Origin of the sequence: Shinella sp. S4-D37 (assembly GCF_040812195.1) — a bacterium.
Classification (GTDB): domain Bacteria; phylum Pseudomonadota; class Alphaproteobacteria; order Rhizobiales; family Rhizobiaceae; genus Shinella.
In genome coordinates this window covers 584207-603977 of sequence record NZ_JBFNXL010000003.1, presented here as the reverse complement: position 1 = coordinate 603977, position 19771 = coordinate 584207, and the positions used below count along the sequence as shown (strand labels likewise).

General features: G+C 67.6%; 15 protein-coding genes and 1 pseudogene. 13 read left to right on the top strand and 3 right to left on the bottom strand.

Annotation, left to right across the window (positions count from 1 at the left end):
- A pseudogene (locus tag AB3G45_RS06840) lies at window positions 1–780 on the bottom strand (hypothetical protein); the annotation flags it as partial.
- Between the two features lie 38 nt (window positions 781–818).
- Entirely contained in the window at window positions 819–1994 is a 1176-nt protein-coding gene (locus AB3G45_RS06835; protein WP_367829846.1) for a glycosyltransferase family 4 protein, read from the bottom strand.
- A gap of 215 nt (window positions 1995–2209) precedes the next feature.
- Here AB3G45_RS06835 and AB3G45_RS06830 point away from each other — a divergent pair, with 215 nt between their 5' ends.
- The 12 genes from AB3G45_RS06830 (at window position 2210) to AB3G45_RS06775 (ending at window position 17316) form a co-directional block, all read left to right on the top strand.
- Window positions 2210–3538 carry a hypothetical protein gene (locus AB3G45_RS06830; RefSeq protein ID WP_367829845.1) on the top strand — a complete coding sequence of 443 codons (1329 nt, stop codon included), beginning with the start codon at window positions 2210–2212 and terminating at the stop codon, window positions 3536–3538.
- Between the two features lie 149 nt (window positions 3539–3687).
- Window positions 3688–4878, top strand: a complete 1191-nt coding sequence (locus AB3G45_RS06825; RefSeq protein ID WP_367829844.1) for a glycosyltransferase — start codon at window positions 3688–3690, stop codon at window positions 4876–4878.
- Entirely contained in the window at window positions 4859–7021 is a 2163-nt protein-coding gene (locus AB3G45_RS06820) for a GumC family protein (RefSeq protein ID WP_367829843.1), read from the top strand. The genes AB3G45_RS06825 and AB3G45_RS06820 overlap by 20 nt, the downstream gene beginning before the upstream one ends.
- Window positions 7018–8166 carry a glycosyltransferase family 4 protein gene (locus AB3G45_RS06815; RefSeq protein ID WP_367829842.1) on the top strand — a complete coding sequence of 383 codons (1149 nt, stop codon included), beginning with the start codon at window positions 7018–7020 and terminating at the stop codon, window positions 8164–8166. Before AB3G45_RS06820 ends, AB3G45_RS06815 begins: the two co-directional genes overlap by 4 nt.
- A complete protein-coding gene (locus AB3G45_RS06810; protein ID WP_367829841.1) occupies window positions 8163–9542 on the top strand; it encodes an O-antigen ligase family protein in 1380 nt (459 codons plus the stop codon). The genes AB3G45_RS06815 and AB3G45_RS06810 overlap by 4 nt, the downstream gene beginning before the upstream one ends.
- Before the next feature lie 90 nt (window positions 9543–9632).
- Window positions 9633–11174 carry a lipid II flippase MurJ gene (locus tag AB3G45_RS06805; protein WP_367829840.1) on the top strand — a complete coding sequence of 514 codons (1542 nt, stop codon included), beginning with the start codon at window positions 9633–9635 and terminating at the stop codon, window positions 11172–11174.
- Window position 11175: 1 nt separating this feature from the next.
- Window positions 11176–12162 carry a polysaccharide deacetylase family protein gene (locus AB3G45_RS06800; RefSeq protein ID WP_367829839.1) on the top strand — a complete coding sequence of 329 codons (987 nt, stop codon included), beginning with the start codon at window positions 11176–11178 and terminating at the stop codon, window positions 12160–12162.
- The gene (locus tag AB3G45_RS06795; RefSeq protein WP_367829838.1) at window positions 12155–13291 is read left to right on the top strand and encodes a glycosyltransferase; all 1137 of its coding nucleotides are present in this window, start codon (window positions 12155–12157) and stop codon (window positions 13289–13291) included. Before AB3G45_RS06800 ends, AB3G45_RS06795 begins: the two co-directional genes overlap by 8 nt.
- A gap of 116 nt (window positions 13292–13407) precedes the next feature.
- Complete coding sequence (locus AB3G45_RS06790; RefSeq protein WP_367829837.1) at window positions 13408–14253, top strand: hypothetical protein; 846 nt, start codon at window positions 13408–13410, stop codon at window positions 14251–14253.
- 30 nt (window positions 14254–14283) lie between these two features.
- Complete coding sequence (locus AB3G45_RS06785) at window positions 14284–14523, top strand: acyl carrier protein (RefSeq protein WP_367829836.1); 240 nt, start codon at window positions 14284–14286, stop codon at window positions 14521–14523.
- Window positions 14520–16043, top strand: coding sequence for an AMP-binding protein (locus AB3G45_RS06780; RefSeq protein ID WP_367829835.1), 1524 nt, complete (start codon window positions 14520–14522; stop codon window positions 16041–16043). Before AB3G45_RS06785 ends, AB3G45_RS06780 begins: the two co-directional genes overlap by 4 nt.
- Window positions 16036–17316, top strand: a complete 1281-nt coding sequence (locus tag AB3G45_RS06775) for a type III PLP-dependent enzyme (protein WP_367829834.1) — start codon at window positions 16036–16038, stop codon at window positions 17314–17316. The genes AB3G45_RS06780 and AB3G45_RS06775 overlap by 8 nt, the downstream gene beginning before the upstream one ends.
- Window positions 17317–17321: 5 nt before the next feature.
- Here the strand turns inward: AB3G45_RS06775 and AB3G45_RS06770 are convergent, their stop codons facing one another.
- Window positions 17322–18164 (bottom strand): MurR/RpiR family transcriptional regulator, encoded by an 843-nt coding sequence (locus AB3G45_RS06770; protein ID WP_367829833.1) that lies wholly within the window; start codon window positions 18162–18164, stop codon window positions 17322–17324.
- A gap of 147 nt (window positions 18165–18311) precedes the next feature.
- Between AB3G45_RS06770 and AB3G45_RS06765 the strand changes: the two genes are divergently transcribed.
- Window positions 18312–19769 carry an MFS transporter gene (locus AB3G45_RS06765; RefSeq protein ID WP_367829832.1) on the top strand — a complete coding sequence of 486 codons (1458 nt, stop codon included), beginning with the start codon at window positions 18312–18314 and terminating at the stop codon, window positions 19767–19769.
- Window positions 19770–19771 lie beyond the last annotated feature (2 nt).

Sequence of the window (19771 nt, the reverse complement as noted above, 5' to 3'; positions counted from 1 at the left end):
GAAGGCCGCCACGAACGTCACAACGAACGGCGCCTTGCGCCAGCCGAACACGAAGGCCGTGATCAGCAGGGCGAAGATCAGGATGAGCGAATCCGGCCTGAAGAAGATCGCGGCATAGAGCAGCAGGCAGGCGAGGGCGTCGCGGCTGCGCGTCAGGAAATAGACCGCCGCCACCAGCAGCAGCGCCGTGATCATGTCGGGGCTGACGAGGGTGGTCATGTGCAGATAGTCCGCAAGCCCCAGCGCCGGCGCGAGCACGAGGGCGCCCTGCAGGGCGTTCTCGCGCTTCAGCCAGTACAGGCAGAACGCGCCGAACACCAGGGACGGCACGATGCTGAGCAGGATGGCGGCCTTGTCGAGCCCGGTGAAGGGCGCAAGGGCCCGCATCGCCGCAATATAGCCCAGCTTTACCCGGTACATCGACAATTGCGTCGCGAAGTCGCCGGGATTTTCCCACTGGTGCTGCTGGTAGCCCTGGTCGTAGCGCAGTTTCTTCAGGTCGCCCTCCGTGGCGCCCTTTTCTATCTCCGCCCAGGCTTCGGCGTGAAGCCGGACCGGATCGTCGATCCGGTCTTCCAGCGCGACCGCGATATAGGGGAGCATGTCCCAGTTGTAGCCCGGACGCAGCCAGGTGACCGCCGCCAGCATGAGCACGACCGCAACCATCGCGAAGACGCCGAGCCGCTCGAACAGCGGCGCGTTGCGGGTCCATTTCACGACGGTTTGGGCGGGCCGTGTCTTCCCGGCCCAGCCGAGCAATCCGATTTCTGCCTGTTGCACTGAAATCTCCCCTTGCCCGAGGGCGTTGCCTGCGGCGCTCAGGACGGCTGGAGAACCAGCTTTCGCCCGGCTTTCCGCTCTTCCAACACTTCCGAAAGCAGGTCCACATATTGCGCCGCGATACTGTCCCAGCTGTAGGCCTTCGCCGTGGCCTGCGCGGCGGCCTGCATTTCCCGCATGAGTGCCGCATCCCCGAAGACGGCGTCGATCTTGCGGGCGATGTCGGCGCCGTCCTGCACGATCGTCACGCCGTTCCGGCCATCCTTCAGATATTCCTCGATGCCGCCGACGGCGGTCGCGAACACGGTGAGGCCGCTTGCCATGGCTTCCATGCAGACCAGCGAGAAGGTCTCGTATGCGGTGGGGAAGACGAAGGCGTCGGCGGCGGCGAAGAACCGTTCGATGCCCTTCTGCTCGCCCGCATAGACGATCCTGTCGCCGGAGACGCGCGCCATGGCGCGATAGGGCGCCTGGTTGTCCGATCCGACCACGAGAAGGCGGTATTCCGGCCCCAGCCTTTCCATCGCGTCGATGACATGGGCAAGGCCCTTGCGGTCGAACTCGTGCCCGACGAACAGCAGCAGCGGAGCGTCCTGCGGGATGCCGAACGTCTCGCGAATCTCGCGCCGGGCCGAAGGGTCGGGCCTGAAGCGCTCGACATCGACGCCGTTCGGGATGACGCGAATGCGGTTTGCCGGCACCGCGTAATGCTTGTGCAGTTCCTGCGAGACGCGGTGCGACACCGCGATATAGCGCCTGTAGCGCAGGCCCCCGATCATCCAGCGGTCGCGCAAGGCCACCCAGGCATGCAGCGGATTGAGCATCCACCGCCATTGGCCGGCGGCCTTCTTGACCTGAAGGTTTTCCGCGTTGACGGCATGGACGACCACGACGTCGCCGGCAAGGCAATCGCCATGGCTGACGACGAGGGAGCCGGACCGGCGCCGGACCGCGCGCGTCGCGGCGAGCGTGAAGGCCGGGTACACCACGGTGCGCGCCATGTGCCGCATGCCGCCGCGCGTGGAAAACCGGTTCACCCAGGGGCTGACGACGGTGATGTGCGTTGCCGTTTCGCCGATGTCGCGCGTCGCGGAGGCGACGACGCCGTTCGTCAGGCCTGCCCGGTTGAAGGCCTGGGCAAGCTCCCAGGCAACCCTGTCGGCGCCGCCGATGGCGCCGAATTCCTGGATGACTTGGAGAATCTCCGGAAACATCCGATTACCTTCCTGGACGCGATCCGGTGCCGGTTGAACATTTCATGGCGCAATCCCGAATGCTGCTCGCGACGATACATATCCCTGTTCTTGAAGGTCCGGCCAAGTCCGTCCTCGCGTTAGGGTTAATTGGCAATACCCTCTATTCTTGCTGAAAACCGTTACTTAAATGAGCGGCATGGTTTTGAAGATTTGAAGTATTCGGCGGTATTTGCATGGGCATCGTTTCGTTTTTCAAGGCAGCGGTGCTGGCGGCCGCGCTTGTCGGTTCGGGCGCGGCCTCCCATGCCGGCGAACAGACGCCCATGCGCCAGCGCATCGGCGGCGGCAACATGGTCACCTTCCTGACGGGCGCGCCGACGGCCAATCTCTACCAGGCGCTGCGCAAGATCGGCGCGCGGATGGGGCGCATGGATTCCTACGGCTGGCGCGACCTGGAGCGTATCCCGACGCCGCACGATTTCGACGCGGCGATGCGCGAGGCCTACGACAACGGCATCACGCCCATCATCCTGCTCGAATATGAAGGGAGCTACCAGTTCCTGGACCCGCCGCAACCCATCGGATCCTACGAGGACTGGTATGAGGCTGGCCGCGTCTATGCGGAGCGTTTCGGACGCGGCGGCGCGTGGGCGCGCGAGAACGGCGCGGGCGACTGGGGCGTCGATGTCTTCACGGCGATCAACGAGCCGGATGTGCAGGCGACCATCCCGCACGACGCGTATCGCGATGCGCTCGCCGGCTTCGCCGATGGCGTGCACAGCGTCAACAAGGCGTTCCGGGTCGTTCCCGGCGGCTTTGCGACGTGCAACTCCCACGGCGACGCCACCTTCCGCGGCTACGGTCCCGCCATTGCGGGCCTGCTGAACGACGGCCGGCTCGATGGCCTCGATTTCCATACTTATTACCATCCGCGCTGGTATCCCATCGAGCGCGGCCGCGCGTTTTCGGTGCAGACCTGCTTCGACCGGTCGAAGGCGGCGCTCGGCGTCACGCGGGATATCAATTTCTATGCCACCGAGTTCAACACGGCGCGCGTCGAGACCTGGGACGACGAGGAGCTTCAGGGCTCGCTCTTCCTGACCGCCGTCTGGGACCAGCTCGGCGTGCAGAAGGCGGACGGTTCGTCGGCAACGGTCCTTGCCTTCCCCTGGAACCTCTTCGATACGGGCAGCGTCGAGGGACCCGCCTATGCGATGGCGACGCACGCGGACCCGTGGATGCCCGACGTCCGGTCCGAGGTCCTGAAGCGGGTCGTCGATCTGGCGGGTGACATGACATTCGCCGCGCTGGACGGCAGGCGGTCGGGCACGCTGACGCTGGAGGACGACACCTCGCGCCTCGTCGTGCTGCAGGAAAGGCCGGGCTGGACGGACAGGGAGCAGGGCTCCCCCTGGACAGTCGCGGTGCCGCCATGGGCGGTGACCGGCGAGCTCTGGGGCTGGAACGGGCTCAGGAAGACGTATCCGGTCGAGGGCGTGCCCTCCCTCAGCCTCGATGTGCCGGGCAACGAGACCTACATGCTGCGCTTCCGTCGCAAATAGCCCGAACTTGGCGCGGCCCGGCACGACCGGGTTCGCTTAACCCCGCATTAACCATGCAGGGCTAAACCTCTGATAGTCTGTTGACTGGCGATTCCCAGCCGCTACTTGCGATTGACCCTACGGGATATGGTCGCATCAGAGGAAGATTTATGCGCGTCGCTGTCGTTCATGATTGGCTCTACGTGATCGGCGGCGCCGAGCGGGTTCTGGAGCAGATTCTCCAGGTTTTCCCCGATGCCGACGTCTATTCGGTCTTCGCGAGCCTGAGCGAGGACGAGCGCCGGCGCATCGGCATCACCCGGCCGGTCCGCACGACCTTTCTTCAAAGGATTCCGAGGGTAGGGCGCTGGCACCGCGCCCTGCTGCCCCTGATGCCGCTGGCGATCGAGCAGCTCGACCTGTCGCAATATGATCTCGTCATCAGCAGCAGCTATGCCGTCGCGAAAGGCGTGCTCACGGGGCCGGACCAGCTTCACGTCTCCTATGTCCATTCGCCGATCCGCTACGCTTGGGACCTGCAGCACCGCTATCTGGCGGAGGTCGGCTCGAGCCGCGGCCTGAAAAGCATGCTCATGCGGGCGCTGCTCCACAAGATCCGCATCTGGGATTTCCGCACGGCGCACGGTCCCGACGTGATGATCGCCAACTCGAACTTCATCGCGCGGCGCATCCGCAAGGTCTATGGGCGCACGGCGCAGGTCATCTATCCGCCGGTCGGTCTTTCGACGCGCACGCAGGCGACCCCGAAGGGCGACTACTTCCTGACGGCCAGCCGGCTGGTGCCTTACAAGAACATCGAGGTCGTCGTGCGGGCCTTCGCGCTTCTGCCGGACATGAAGCTGAAGGTCGGCGGAAGCGGACCCCAGGCGGAGTACCTGAAGAAGATCGCCACGCCCAATGTCGAGTTCATCGGTTTCGTCGAGGACGGCAAGCTCCGGGAGCTGATGGCCGGCGCGCGCGCCTTCATTTTCGCCGCGGAGGAGGATTTCGGCATCATCCCGGTCGAGGCGCAATCGGAGGGCACGCCCGTCCTGGCCTTGCGACGGGGCGGCTCGCGGGAAACCGTCGTCGACGGCTATACGGGGCTGTTCTACGACGAGCCGACGCCGGAAGCCATTTCGGCGACGGTCCGCGCCTTCGTCGCCAGGGAGACGGCGTTCAGCGCCGAGGACTGCGTGACGAATGCGGGCCGGTTCTCCGCCGAGCGCTTCCGCGCGGAACTGCGCGCCGCCGTCGATGCGGCCCTTTCCGCACGGCGGAGCGAGGAGGCAGCGACGCTGGCCAGTTTCCAGAACGTCGCCGGCAGGAAGGAAAAGCCCCTTGAAGCTGCGCGACCATAAAATGAAGGCGCTGGTCGTCACGGCGCTGGACCGGTTCGAGCCTCTGCGGATCCTCGTCCGGCACCTGATGCTGTTCGTCGTCATCGTGGTCGCGATCGTCGGGCTGGCCCTTGCCGCCTATCTCTTCGTGCCCGTGCGCTATGTGGCGACCGGCACCGTGCTGGTGGGCGATCCCGAGCCGGGCGTCGCGCAATCGGCGGTCGACGCGCAGAAGACCGGCGACCCCGCCGACATGGAAAGCCAGCTCATCATCGCCCATTCGCAGGTCGTGCTGCGCCGCGCGCTTCTTTTGCCCAAGGCGCAGAAGGCATTGCAGGCGGAGTGCATGGCAGGCGATGCCGCCGCCTTCGGCGGCGATTGCAACGATCTTGCAAACCGTCCCGACAAGCTCGTCGACTATGTCTCGTCCCGCTACGGCGTCGGTTCGGTGGGCCGCTCGCGCATCATCACCATCTCCTATACCTCGCCGCAGCCCGAGGTGGCCAGCGACATGGCCAACGCCCTCATCGAGGCGTTCCTTGAGGAGCAGAAGGAAACGGTGAGCGCCAGCCGCGAGACGGCGGCGGACTGGCTGAAGAAGGAAGCCAATGCGCTCGATACCGAGATTCGCCGGCTCGACAGGCAGATAGCGGAATATCGCGGCGAGAAGGGGCTGGTGCGGGGCACCGGCGGGCCGGCAACCTCGGAACTGTTGACGGGCGTCAACCAGCAGCTCGCCGCCGCGCAGGCCCTGCAGGCCACGGCGGCCGCACGATTGAAGGAAATCAACGCCGCCGATCTCGGCGGCAGCGCCAATGCGACCGCCGTGCTGGAGAGCCGCACGGTGGGCGACATCAAGCAGAAGATCGCCGATATCGACAGCCGCCTCGGCACGGCGGCAGCGACGCTCGGCCCGTCCCATCCGCGGCTCAAGGCGCTCGTCGGCGAGCGCAAGGCGCTCGACAGCCGGCTTTCGGCCGAGATCGACCGCATCGCCAAGAACGCCCGCAAGCAGTACACGGCCGCGACCGAGCGGGTCGCCGTCCTGACCAGGCAGATGCAGGCGGCGAAGGCCGAGGTCACGGTCGCCACCGATGGCGAGACCAGCATCGAGGACCTCGTGCGGAAGGTCGAGGTCAAGCGCCGGCAGTTCGCCGATCTTTCGACGCGCATCAACGGTCTGGAGGTCGAGCAGCGCGTGCGGTCAGGCAATGTGCGCCTCGTCAGCGAGGCGGATGTTCCCCGCAAGCCCTTCTTCCCCAAGAAGATTCCGTTTGCCGCCGCCGGCCTGACGCTGGGATTGCTGGCGGGCGCCGTCGCCGCGTTCGTCGCCGAGAAGATCAATCCCGCTCCGGAAAACCGCATCGCCGAGGACCTTCCGCGCTCCCCCGTCGCCGAGCCGCGCCGGGTCTCCGCCCGCAGGGAGGACGACGACGCGGCGCCCGAGCCCCGGCCCGACGCGGTGTTCCTTGCCGCGATGCCGCAGGTGCCGCTCGTCGCGAACCGGGCCGGTCCGCGCAGGGGAGGAAGGATGCTCGTCGAGGCCGCCCTTGCCAGCAAGGCCGCGCAGAAGGCACTCGACGCCATCGGCGCGAAGGCGGCCGGCGGCGTGGTGGCGGTCGCCTCGCTCGCCCCGGGCGCCGGCCGGTCGACCCTGGTCGCGGCACTGGCACGCCGGGCCGCAGCAAGCGGAACCGCCGTGCTCGTTATCGACTGCAACCTGTCGCGGCCGGCCATCGCCGGCCTGCTCGATACGCCGCGCGAGACGGACCGGGCGAAGGACACGGTGGAGGATCTCGTGCTCCAGTCGCCCTTCGACGGCCTGGATGTCGTTCCCGCCGCGCATGCGCGGCGCGTGCTGCCGCCGGAATACCGCTGGGAGACGCGCCTTGCCGATCTCCTGCAATGGGCGCGGACCGCCTATGACCTCGTCCTGCTCGACGGGCCTTCCCTGGACGACCGCTCCGTTCAGGCCGTCGTTGCGAAGGCGGACATGGTGATCCTCTGCGCCCTGCGGCAGGACGCCGAGACGGAAGCTGCCGTTTCGCGCATCCAGGCCGTGAAGCCGGTGACGATCGGCATCGTCGCGACCCATTCCGGGCAGGACCGCAGGACGACCGAGACGCCGCCGCTGAAGAAGGTGGCGAACCAGGGGTGGCGATGACACCGGCGCGCCTCTTGTTCGTCAACCATGTCAGCTCCATGTCCGGGGCCGAATTCGTGCTGGCGCAGGTGGCGCAAGCCTTCCCCGGCGCCTCCGCCTTCCTCTTCGAGCAGGGGCCTCTGCTCGCCGCGCTCGAGGCGCACGGCCTCAGGGGCATCGTCGCGAAGAACGGCGCGGGCCTCGGCGGGATCAAGCGCGACAAGTCTCTTGTCCGGGCGCTGCCCGCACTCGCCAAGCTCGCGGGCCTGGTGCGCGAGATCGCCGGGGCGGCCCGCGCGCATGACGTCCTCTATGCCAATTCGCAGAAAGCCTTCCTGCTGACGGCGCTGGCGGCGAGCATCGTGCGCCGCCCCCTGGTCTGGCATCTTCACGATATCCTGAACCCGGAACATTTCGGCGGCATGCAGCGGCGCTTGCAGATCGGCCTCGCCAACCGGGTCGCCACGCGTGTGGTCGTGCCCTCCGGGGCCTGCGCCGACGCCTTCGTCGAGGCCGGCGGGCGGCCGGAAATCGTCGCGGTCGTTCCCAACGGCGTTTCCCCGCCGCAGGCCGCGCCAAGGCCGACGCGCGAAGCGCTCGGCCTGCCGGAAGGGCCGCTCGTCGGCGTATTCAGCCGCCTGGCGCATTGGAAGGGGCAACACGTCCTCCTCAAGGCGTTGCACGAGACGCCGGGGGTCGGCGCGATCGTCGTCGGAAGCGCGCTCTTCGGCGAGGAAGCCTACGAGCGGCAGTTGCGCGCCACGGTGAGGGAGCTCGGCCTTGGCGACCGCGTCACGTTCCTCGGCCAGCGCAACGACGTCATGCGGCTGATGTCGGCGGTTGACTGCGTGGTGCATCCTTCGACCCTCGCCGAACCCTTCGGCCTGACGCTGGTCGAGGCGATGATGGCGCGGACGTCGGTCGTCGCCACGGACGCGGGCGCTGCACGCGAGATTCTCGACGACGGGCGGGCGGGGCAACTCGTGACGCCCGGCGATGCCCTGTCGCTGGCCGCCGCGCTGAAGGCGTTCTTCGCCGCCCCGCAGGATTTCGCACAGCAGCGTGACCATGCCGCCCTGCGCGCGGCCGAACGCTACAGCGCCGACAGGATGCGCGGCGACATCCGGGCGCTCGTCGAGCAGCTTGCGGCGGGACGCTCCGGATGACGGCCGCCGCCGACCATGCCGGACGGCCACCCCTTTCCATGGCGGACTGGCTGCCTCCCCTGGTCTTGCTTGCCGGAACGGCTCTCGTCGGGGGCGCGCTCGGCGGCCTCTCAAGACCGCTCTTCGTGCTCGGTTGCGGCGCCGTCGGCTGGCATGCGTGGCGAAGGGGGCCGGCGGCGCATTTCTACAGCGTCCTGCTGCTGTTCGCCTTTTCCCCGTTCGTGCGGCGCGTGGTCGATGTCTCGGCCGGCTTCGACCATTCGAGCCTGATGCTCGTCGGGCCGCTGCTGGCCATTCTCGTCACCGGTCCCGATGTCCTGCGCGGCCTGTCCGGGGACCGATGGGACGGCCGGCTCTGGCCGATCCTCACGGTCGGGCTTTGCATCGTCTATGCCACCGTGCTCACGCTGGCGCAGGGCAACTGGTCGGACACCATGTCCGGCGCGCTGAAATGGCTCGCTCCGCTCGTCTACGGCGCGGCGCTCGCGTTGCATGCCCGCGGCGAGGAGATCCTGGACGCGGCGGTTTCCGCCTTCGCGGTCATCCTGCCCCTGACCGGGGCCTATGCCATCTACCAGTATGTCAACCCGCCGGAATGGGACCGTTACTGGATGCAGTACGCGTCCATCATGTCGGCGGGCCAGCCCGTGCCCTACGGCGTGCGCTCGTTCAGCACGCTCAACGGGCCGGCGAGCTATGCGACCTTCACCGCCGCCGGCCTGCTCCTGACGTTCTTCCTGCGGCGAAACTGGCTTTCGATGCTGCTGATACTGCCGGCATTCATGGGCTTTCTGCTCTCGCAGTACCGCACGGCCTGGATCGCGCTGGCGATGGGCGTGCTGTTCTGCCTCCTGTTCAGCGCCACGCGCCTGCGCGCCGCCACGATCATCGTCGGCGCGATAGGGCTCGGGCTGCTGGCCCTGACGATACCGCCCTTCTCCGACGTGATCGGCGAGCGCCTGGCGAGTTTCGGCCAGGGCGGGCAGGACGGCAGCGCGCAGGAGCGCCTGCAGCAATATGTGACCCTGTGGGACCTGCCGGACAGCTCGGTCGTCGGCATCGGATTTTCGACCGTGGATGTCGGCACCGCCGGCGCCATGGCCGTGGACGGCATGATCATCGCGTGCTGGCTGGCGATGGGCATTCCCGTCGGCATTCTCTGCCTCTTCGGCTTCGTGTGGGCGGCCGCCCTGCCGATCTTCGGCGCTTTCCGCGCAAGGACCGCGCAGGCCGTGGTCATCGCGGCCTTCGGCCTCGGCGCCCTGGTGCAATTGCCTCTCGCCAATCTGGCGGCCGGCGAACTGGGGGTGCTGTTCTGGTCGCTCATCGTGCTGACGGCGGGCCGGGCGCCGGTCCAACGTTCGGTTGAGCGGTGAGAGTATCTTTACGTTTGCGCGCTAAGACCGGTCCTGGACCCCTCGCTCCCTGGAGGGCCTGAGAACGAGGCGCAAAACCGGGCCATCGCAATGACCGCCACTCCACCGGACGAACTGGCCCTTGCGCCCCCGAGGTCGAAGAAGGCAATGGCCGCCCTGCTGATGGGGGGCGCCCTTGCCGGCAAGGTGCTGGGCCTCCTGCGCGAAATCATCATGGCGCATGTGATCGGCGTCGCGCTCGTCGCCGACGGTTTCCGCACCGCGATCACCATCATCCTCATGCCGCTCGCCTTCCTCCAGAACGAGAGCGTTCCGGCCATCCTCGTGCCGCTGATGAAGGAGGCGCGGGAGCGCGGCGACGGCCCGCAGCGCCTGGCGGGAATGAGCATCGCGCTGACCCTGATCGGCGTCCTCCTGATGCTGCCGATGTATGCGGTCGGCTATGTGCTTGTCGACTGGATGGTGATCGGCTTTTCGGAAGAGGGCCGCCACCTGACGCTGCACATGGTCTACATCCTGGCGCTCAGCATGCCCGCCTCGGTGCTGATCAACTGCCTTGCCGCGGGCGAGGTGGCCATCGGCAGGACGCGCATGACCAACCTGCGCGCGGCGGCGCTGAATGTCGGCGTGATCATCGGTCTCGGCTTCCTGGTGCTGACGGGCTACAACTACATCCTCGCCTGGGCCTTCACCGGTGCTTTCAACCTTCTGGCCTGCTGGGGCGTCTGGCGCCTGGTGGCGGAAGGCAACTTGAGCTTTACGGGTGTCACGCCCCGGCTGGTCATCGAGATCGGCCGCGAATTCCTCGCCCGCCTTCGTCCCTTCCTGCTTCTGCCCGGCTTCGAGCAGGCGAACGTCTGGCTCGAAAGGCTGCTGGCCTCCCGCGTGGTGACGGGCGCCGTGGCCTCGCTCGACTATGCCCGTACCCTGACGGACAGCGCCCTGCTCCTCCTCAGCCAGCCGATCGGGCTCGCGCTGCTGGCCGACGGCAACAGGAACGACGAGCGCGAGGAGATCCAGAAGATCGCGCGGCCGCTTCTGGCGGCCGGCGTGCCCTTCGCGGCCTTCATCTACGTCTTCGCGGAGGATATCGTCCGCCTGGTCTTCGAGCGCGGCGTCTTCGGCGCGCATGGCGTGCTCCTGACCAGCCAGGCGCTGAGCGGCATCGCGGTCGGCATGTGGGCCTCCACCCTCGGCTGGGTTCTCCTGCGGTTGCTCAACCGCTCGAACCGCAACACCAGGGCGGCCATCATCCTGATGTCGGCCTATGCGGCGAATATCGCGATGAACCTCCTCACCCAATCCCTTTGGGAAGGGAGCGGCATGGAGGTGTTCATGCTCGGCCTGGGCGAGGCGACGCGCAGCATCGTGCTGCTGCTCGGCGTGGCGCTCGCGCTCAATTGCGGCGGCACGCTCCTGCGCCTGTTCCTCGTCGCGCTGGTTCCGGCCGTCTGCCTCGTGCTGGCCGAATGGCAGTTCCTGCAGTCCATCTCCGTACCCTTCGAAAAGCTCGTCCTCGGGGGCATGTTGTGGTGCATCGCCACCCTGGCGGCGGCGTGGATGCTGTGCCCGGACCTGCTGCGTCTCGTCGTCCGGAAGGTGGCCAGGCCCCTGTTCAGAGGAAAGAACTGACGTGGTTGCTCTAAATCCCGTGCTCGCGGCCGTTCTGAGGAATACCCTGGGCCGGCGCCGCGGCGTCACCGGCTGTCTTTTCACCTTTCACCGCGCGGCGAGGCCGGAGGACTGGGCATCGCTGCCCGATCGCGACTTCTATGTCGACATCGGCTTCCTGGACAGGCTGCTCGCCTATCTGGCCCGGCACGGCTGGAGCGTCGTGACGATCGAGGAGGCCATCCGCCGCTCCGCGGCCGGTGACCCGTCCAAGTTCGTCAATTTCTCGATCGACGATTGCTATCGCGATACGTTCGAGCTCGTCGTCCCGCTCTTTCGCAAGCACGGCGTTCCCGTCACCCTGTTCGTGACCACGGGCATCCCGGACGGCACCCATGTGATGTGGCAGGCGGGGCTCGAGCAGACGGTGCGCGAGCGCGACACGGTCGTTCTCGACGGAAAGATCGTCGATGTCGCCTCGCCCGCGCGCAAGCGCGCCGTCTACAATGCCAAGGCCAGGGCCTGGGAAGGGCGCGAGCCGCTGGAATATGCGGCTTTCTGCGCCGCCAACGCAGTCGATACCGGCGCCGTCTACGCGAACCACGCCATGACCTGGGAGATGATCGAGGCCGTCGTCGACGATCCCCATGTCGAGATCGGGTCGCATACCGTCCATCACCCGCATGTCGCCTCGCTGAGCGAGGAGGCCGCCTTTTGCGAGCTGGAGCGTTCACGCCTGCGGCTGGAGGAGCGGCTGGACATCGAGGTGCATCACTTCGCCTTTCCATATGGACGGGCCGGGGATTGCGGTCCGCGGGATTTCGCGCTGGCGGGGAAGGCGGGCTACCGCAGCGCATCGACGACCCGGAAGGGCCTTCTGACGGCGGGTGCCGACCCGCTTCACCTGCCTCGCAACACCTTGAACGGACGGCACCAGCAGATGCACCATGCGGAACTCCACCTGACCGGCATTTCGGGCCTTGCGGCAAGGGTGCTCAACCGTGTCTGAGCGGCGTTTGAAAATCCTGTCCATCGCGCATCCGGCCGTGGAAGCGGCGGCCGGCCGGTTGCGATACCATCCCTTCCTCGGCCGCCCGGACCTCGACGTGCATCTCCTCGCCCCCCGTCGCTGGCACCAGTTCGGCCGGACGATCGAGGCCGATCCGCCGGGCGATCCGGGCGTGACCATGCATATCCTGCCGATCTGGTTCGGCCGGGGCGGGCCGATGAGCTGGTATCTCCACATCTATCCGGGGATGCGAAGGCTGATCCGCGAGATCGAGCCCGACGTCATCCACCTGTGGGAGGAACCATGGTCCTTCGTCGCTCTCCAGGCGAAGGTCCTCAAGGGCGATGCCGCGCTCATGCTGGAGGTCGACCAGAACATCCTGAAGCGCCTGCCGCCGCCGTTCGAGAGCATCCGCCGGCACGTTCTGCGCAACACCGACCACATTCTCTCGCGCAGTCCCGACGCCACGGCGGTCGTGCGCGCCTGCGGCTATGCGGGCACGGTCGGCGAGGTCGGCTACGGCGTCGATTTCGCGACCTTCGGCCCGCGGCAGGCGGCGCAGCGCACGCCCGGCCTGCGCCTCGGCTATGTTGGCCGGCTGGTCGTCGAGAAGGGGCTCGACGATGCGCTGGATGCGCTGGCGCGCGCGCCGGCGGACGTGACGCTCGCGATCATGGGCGAGGGGCCGCATGAGGCCAGCCTGCGCCGGAAGATCGCGGAACTCAGGCTCGACGGCCGGGTTTCGCTGCGGGGCTGGTCGAGCCCGGCGGGGGTCGCGGATTTCATCCGGTCGCTGGATGCGCTGATCCTGCTGACGCGCACGACCGCCGTCGTCAAGGAACAGTTCGGCCGGGTCATCATCGAGGCGCAGAGCTGCGGCGTTCCGGTGATCGGCTCGACCTGCGGCGCCATTCCCGCGGTGACCGCCGACGGCGGCTGGATCGTGCCGGAGCAGGATCCGCCGGCGCTTGCCGCGCTGATCGAGCGGCTGCGGGACGATCCGGCGCTGCTGGATGCCGCCGCCGATGCGGGCCGGGCGAATGTCGCCCGGCGCTTCACCTACGATGCCGTCGCCGGGCAGCTTGCCGACGGCTGGATTTCGGCCTTTCGCAACCGCCGGCCGGCCTGAGGGGGCGTCCGGCATCACATTCGTGTCATCGGCCGGGCGCAAGCGCCCCCGTTTACGCTTTCCGAACACGTCGCGCCTAGAACGATCAGGACGAGACCGCTTTTTCAACGCAGGACATGCTGAAGCTTCGCGCCATAGACGAGGAACACCTGGACGCGGCCGCGACCCTTCTTTCGCGCGGCTTCCCGTCCCGTTCGCTCGCCTTCTGGCAGGCGGGGCTGCGCCGGCTGTCGGCCCATAACGGCAGTATGGGCCAGCCTTCGGTCGGAACCTTCCTGATGGAAGGGGAGAGGCCGGTCGGCATTCTCCTCGCCATTCCCGGCAAGGATGCGCTGACGGGCCGCAAGATCGTCAACCTTTCGAGCTGGTATGTCGAGGAAAACCATCGCTGGTCCGCCACGCGCCTGATCATGGCGGCGCTCGCCGACAAGGAGGCGACCTATACCGACCTGACGCCGACGCCGACGGCCGCGCGCGTCAACGCCCGCTTCGGCTTCCGCTCGTTCGCTATCACGGTGTTCCTGCTGCCCCTGCCGTTGACGGCGCTCGTCGGCGAAAGGCGCAACCGGCTGGTGCCGCTCGATGCCGTGCCGCCCGGGGCGATCGCCGGGGTGCTGATGGCGGACCTTCGCAAGCACCGGGACCTCGGTTGTGTGGTGACGGCGATCGAGGCGGACGGGCGCTACCATCCCGTCGTCTTCGACATCGCGGTCAGGCTGCATGTGCCGCTCGCGCGCATGATCTTCGCCGAGGACATGGACCTCGTCATGAGCAATCTGGGCGGGCTTGCCCGCCTCCTCCTCCGGCGCGGCGTGCCCCTCCTGGCGCTCCAGGTGGAGGCGGGCGCGCGCATCCCCTTCGCCTGGGCCTGGAAGCGGGGCCTTTGCTACCAGGTCAAGGGCGAACGGGACGACCGCATCATCAATGAACTCTACTCCGAGCGCGTGTTGCTGAAGGTCTAGCGGCCGGCGGGATTTTGGGAGACGAAGACCATGACGCAGGATATCGAAGCCGAGATCTACGGCTATATCGACACGCGCTTTCCGGCGCTCGCCCCGGTCGCGCCGGATACGGCGCTGCTCGACGGAGCGATCGATTCCCTCGGCTTCCTCGAACTCGTCATGTTCCTCGGCGAGCGTTTCGGGGTCTCCATGGAGGATGACGGTTTCGACTTCCAGGAACTGGCGACGCCCGCGAGCCTCGTGCGCTTCGCCTCGCAGGCCCGGGCGTGACGGCGCCGCCCGTCCTTCTCCATCACCTTCTTGCCCGCCATGCCGGAAGCGGCCGGCCCGCGCTGATCCATGGCGAGCGCACGCTCGACTACCGCGCCTTCCACGACGCGGTCGAGCGTTACGCCGCAGCTCTCCTGCAGGCGGGGCTCCAACGGGGGGATCGCGCGGCGATCGTCCTGCCGCGCGGCATCGAGGAATGCATCGCCATCTTCGCGGTCAGCCGGGCCGGGGGCGTCTTCGTGCCGGTCAATGCGCTGCTGCGCGGCCCGCAGATCAGCCATATCGTCGCCGATTGCGCCGCCCGCGTGGTCATCACCGGCCGCGACCTTGCGCCGACCGTCGCCGAATGCCTGCACGGCGTCGCCGAGGCGCGCATCCTTCTCGTCGAGGAGATGGCCGAGACCGCGCCCGCATCCATCGACGAGACGTCCATCGGCGAGGACCTGGCGGCGATCCTCTACACGTCGGGCTCCACCGGCCGGCCCAAGGGCGTGATGGTGACGCACGGCAATCTCCTTGCGGGCGCGCGCATCGTGCGGACCTACCTTGCCATCACGCCGGACGAACGCATCCTGTCCATCCTGCCGTTCAGCTTCGACTACGGCCTCAACCAGCTCCTGACCGCGGTGGAGCAGGGGGCGCTGACCGTCATCCTGACCTTCCGCTTCGGCGACGAGATCGTCCGCGCGCTGCGCGACCACGCGATCACCGCCCTTGCCGGCGTGCCGACCATCTGGGCGATCCTGACGAAGGCCGCGCCGCTTCTGCACAAGACCGCCCTGCCGCGCCTGCGCTATGTCACCAATTCCGGGGGGGCGGTGCCCTCGCATACGGTCGCCGATCTCAGAAGGATGCTGCCGGCAACGAAGGTCGTCCTCATGTACGGGCTGACCGAGGCCTTCCGCTCGACCTACCTGCCGCCGGAAGAGCTGGACCGCCGCCCGACCTCGATCGGCAAGGCGATACCGGAATGCGAGGTCTTCGTCGTCACGCCGGACGGCCGCCGCGCCAAGCCGGGCGAACCCGGCATTCTCGTGCACCGCGGGCCGACCGTCTCGCGCGGCTACTGGAACCGGCCGGAGGAGACGGCGAAGGTGCTGCGGCAGAACCCTTTCCGTTCGAGGGACGAGGGCGGCGACATCGTCTGCTATTCCGGGGATCTCGCGGTGGCGGACGAGGACGGCTTCTTCAGCTTCATCGGCCGCAACGATGCGATGATCAAATCGTCCGGCTACCGCATCAGCCCCTCGGAGGTCGAGGAGGCGATCATGGCCACCGGGCGCTTCCGCCAGGTGGCCGTCATCGGCCTGCCGGACGATTTCGCCGGGCAGAAGCTCCATGCGGTGGCCGTGGCGCTGGGGCCGGGCGTCGAGGCCGCGCCGGTGCTGCAGGCGGTTGCCGGCAGGCTTGCGGCCTATATGGTGCCGCGCGCGCTGGAACTGGTCGAGGCGCTGCCGGTGACGCCGAACGGCAAGGTGGATTACCGGCAGCTTGTCAGGGAGCGCACGGAAAATGGCTGACCCCGCGATCAGGATGACGCGCCACGGCTACGGGCTCGCGAGTACGCTTTTCGCGGTCGAGGGCGACGATCTGCATGTCGGCGGCCTTGCGGTGCGCGACATCGTCTCCGCGGTCGGCTCGCCCGCCTATATCTACGACGGCGCGGTCATGCGGGGCGCCTATCGGCGGCTCGCCGCCGCGCTCGACGGCTTCGCCGCCATCTATTATTCGGTCAAGGCCAATCCGGCCCGCGGCGTCATCCGCCTGTTCCTCGATGAGGGCGCGGGCGTCGAGATCGCCTCGCTCGGCGAATACCATGCGGCCATCGCCGCCGGTGCGAGACCGGAGCGCATCCTCTTCGCCGGTCCCGGCAAGCGCAAAGCGGAACTTGCGGCGGTGATCGAGGGCGGCATCGGCGAGATCCATATCGAGGGGCTGGACGAGATCGAGCGGCTGCGGGCGATCGGCAGGCCCGTGCGGGCCTCGCTGCGCATCAATCCGGTCCCCGCCGTGCAGGCGGGCGCGATGCGCATGGGCGGCAAGGCGACCGCCTTCGGCTTCGACGAGGAGGACCTCGGTGCGGCGATCGCCGCCGTTACCGCCGTGCCGAACATCGAGCTTGTCGGCATCCATGTCTATGGCGGCACGCAGATCCTCGATGCGGCGGCGCTGATCGAAAGCTGGCGGCATGCCATCACGCTGGCCGCGCGCGTTGCCCGCACGAGCGGCAGGCCGCTCGCCACCATCGACCTCGGCGGCGGCCTCGGCATTCCCTATTACGACGCCGACAGGCCGCTCGACCTCGACGCCGTGGCGGCCGCCATTCCCGGCCTGAGGGCGCTGATGCGCAACGAACCGCTGCTTTCCGGCGCGCGCGCCATCGTCGAGCCGGGACGCTTCCTTGTCGGTCAGGCGGGCCTCTATGTCAGCGAGATCAACGCGGTGAAGGTGTCGCGCGGCGTGCGCTTCCTCGTGCTGGAAGGCGGCATGAACCACCATCTGGCCGCCTCGGGCAATCTCGGCCAGGTCATCAAGCGCAACTACCCGGTCGTCGCTCCCGCCCGCATGAGCGCGGCGCCGGACCTGCCGGCCACGGTGGTCGGCCCGCTCTGCACGCCGCTCGATACGCTCGCGCGCGATACGGGCCTGCCGGAATTGCGGGCCGGCGACCTCGTCGCCGTGCTGCAATCCGGCGCCTATGGCCTCACCGCGAGCCCGGTGCATTTCCTCTCCCATCCGCCGCCGGCGGAGGCGCTGGTGGAGAACGGCAGGATCGAACGCATCGAGCGGTAGAGGCCCTACAATTCTTCCAGCGTATCGCCGAAGCGCTCGATGCCGCGTAGGCGCGTGCGGCCGGCCGCGCCGGCGCGTTCGATGGCCCGCGTCGTGAGGAGATGGCAGACCGCCATCACCGAGACGTGGTTGAACAGCGGCCCCGGTGCCAGCGTCTGACAGCGGAAGTGCCAGGTGGCGCTCGCCCGGTGGGTGACGCCCTCGTCGGTGAGATAGAGCAGCTTCGCGCCGCTCTTCTCGATCGCCGCAAGGATGGTCTCCATCTGCGCCACGCGGCGGCGCAGGCCGAAGACGACCGCCACGTCCCCGTCGGTCACGCTCGCCAGGTGCTCGCCGAGCGTCTGGCCCGCGCCGGGAATGGCGACGATGTTCTCCACGACCTGTGTCATCTGCCATTGCAGGTAGTCGGCAAAGGCGTGGCTGCTGCGAAAGCCGACCACCCAGGTCTTGCGCGCGCCGAGGATCGCGTCGGCGACGGCATCCACCTGCGCGTCGGTGATCGTCGAGAAGGTGCCTTCGAGATTGGCGATGCCCTGCGCGACATGGGCGCCGACGGACTGGGCGCCGGCGGCATCCGAGGACGCGGACAGGAAGAGGCGCGAGCCGGTTTCCCGCTCGTCGCGCGCATGGCGGCGCGCCTCCTCATAGCTCTCGTAGCCGAGGCGCCGGACGAAACGCGTCACGGTTGCATTGGAGACCTGGGCGAGCCTGGCGAGTTCCGAGGCGGAATAGCTGGCAAGCTCGCCGGGGAAGTCGCAGACGAATTCGCCCAGCCGCCGCTCGGCCGGATGCAGGTCGTCGAGCGCATCGCGCACGCGAAACAGGAACGAACGATCCGTAGAGCCCATCCGAGCCACCCCTTTCACTTCGAAATCAAGCTTGTAACCGACTTACCGGACTTCGCAAGAATGCCGTGCGAAGTTTCTTGAAAAACAGATTTCATATGTGTATCATAAGAAAATTGATTTTCATGCCGATGCCAAGAGGAGGAGACTATGGCAGCAGAAGGTATGGTGCAGTCCGGCAAGTCGTCGCCGGCCATCCGGCAACTGGAGGGCGCGCTCACCCGCATAGGGGTGACGGGCGCGCACAAGCAGATCATCGCGCTGGTGCTGATCGGCTGCCTGTTCGACAGTTTCGAGCAGAACACGATCGGCGTGTCCGGCCCGCTCCTGAAGGAGCATTGGGGCCTGACGGGCACGGATATCGGCTTACTGAACACGATCACCTTCGGCAGCGCGGCCATCGGCCGGCTGCTTTCGGGCATTCTCGGCGACCGTTACGGCCGCCGCGTCATGCTGACGGTCAACCTGCTCCTGTTCTCGCTGGGCTCCGCGGCCTGCGCGCTGGCGCCGGACTTCATGTTCCTGTGCATCGCGCGCGCCGTCGTCGGCTTCGGCGTGGGCGGCGAAATCTCCACGGCGGTCACCATGCTGTCGGAATTCTGCTCGCCGAAATTCCGTGGGACCGCGGCGGGGCTCGTCAATGTCGGCGCCGGCGGCTTCGGCAACTTCCTTGCCCCCGTCTTCGGCCTGATGATCTTCAGCATCTTCCCGGGCGAGGATAGCTGGCGCTGGCTCTTCGCTTCGCTGGCGCTGCCGGCCCTTCTCGTCGTCTTCTACCGTCGCTATGTGCCGGAAACGCCGCGTTTCCTCGCCTCGCAGGGGCGGATAGACGAGGCCAACAGGGTGCTCTCGGTGCTGGAATCCGGTTCGCTCCGGCCGAAGAACCTCGTGGTGCGCGAGCATCTGTCGAAGGAGAACGCCAAGGAGGCGCCGCGCGCCAAGGGTGCCTGGAAGGAACTGTTCCGCGCGCCGTTCCGCGGCCGCATCGTGCCGGTATCCATCGCTATCCTGATGAGTTACGGCGCGCAGCTTTCCGTCCTGACGCTGATGCCGGTCATCTTCGTCTCGATGGGCTATACGCTGCAGGGCAGCCTGCTCTACAGCATGATCATCCAGAGCGGCAGCGTTCTCGGCGCCATCGCGGCCTCGATGTTCGGCTACTACTTCCCGCGCAAGCGCGTGCTGACCGTCGGCGCGGTCTGCGCCTGCCTGGCCGCGCTCGCCATCATGCAGTTCGGCACCACCATCTACCTGGTGCTGTTCTTCGGCGCGCTCTTCCAGTTCTTCGTGCTTCTCCTGAACACGTCGATCTGGATCTATGCGCCGGAGCTCTTCCCGACCCGCATCCGCGCCTTCGGCGTCGCCTTCATCCTGGCGACGGGCTCGGCGGCCGGCTCGTTCGTGCCGACCATCTCGGGCGCTCTGTTCGACAGCTATGGCATGGCCGGCGTCTTCGGGCTTGCCGCCGCCATGTATGCCGTCTTCGCTGTCTGCATCCGCCTCGGGCCGGAAACCTACGGCATGTCGATGGAGGACATCACGCAGCGCGCGGACGCCACCACGGCAAGCGACGATCTCGTCGCGGCGCCGGCAAAAGCAGGAGCCTGAAA

Coding starts and splice junctions, on each gene's coding strand:
- AB3G45_RS06835 (WP_367829846.1), bottom strand. CDS start 1,994: ATGTTTCCGGAGATTCTCCAAGTCATCCAGGAATTCGGCGCCATCGGC.
- AB3G45_RS06830 (WP_367829845.1), top strand. CDS start 2,210: ATGGGCATCGTTTCGTTTTTCAAGGCAGCGGTGCTGGCGGCCGCGCTT.
- AB3G45_RS06825 (WP_367829844.1), top strand. CDS start 3,688: ATGCGCGTCGCTGTCGTTCATGATTGGCTCTACGTGATCGGCGGCGCC.
- AB3G45_RS06815 (WP_367829842.1), top strand. CDS start 7,018: ATGACACCGGCGCGCCTCTTGTTCGTCAACCATGTCAGCTCCATGTCC.
- AB3G45_RS06810 (WP_367829841.1), top strand. CDS start 8,163: ATGACGGCCGCCGCCGACCATGCCGGACGGCCACCCCTTTCCATGGCG.
- AB3G45_RS06805 (WP_367829840.1), top strand. CDS start 9,633: ATGACCGCCACTCCACCGGACGAACTGGCCCTTGCGCCCCCGAGGTCG.
- AB3G45_RS06790 (WP_367829837.1), top strand. CDS start 13,408: ATGCTGAAGCTTCGCGCCATAGACGAGGAACACCTGGACGCGGCCGCG.
- AB3G45_RS06785 (WP_367829836.1), top strand. CDS start 14,284: ATGACGCAGGATATCGAAGCCGAGATCTACGGCTATATCGACACGCGC.
- AB3G45_RS06775 (WP_367829834.1), top strand. CDS start 16,036: ATGGCTGACCCCGCGATCAGGATGACGCGCCACGGCTACGGGCTCGCG.
- AB3G45_RS06770 (WP_367829833.1), bottom strand. CDS start 18,164: ATGGGCTCTACGGATCGTTCGTTCCTGTTTCGCGTGCGCGATGCGCTC.
- AB3G45_RS06765 (WP_367829832.1), top strand. CDS start 18,312: ATGGCAGCAGAAGGTATGGTGCAGTCCGGCAAGTCGTCGCCGGCCATC.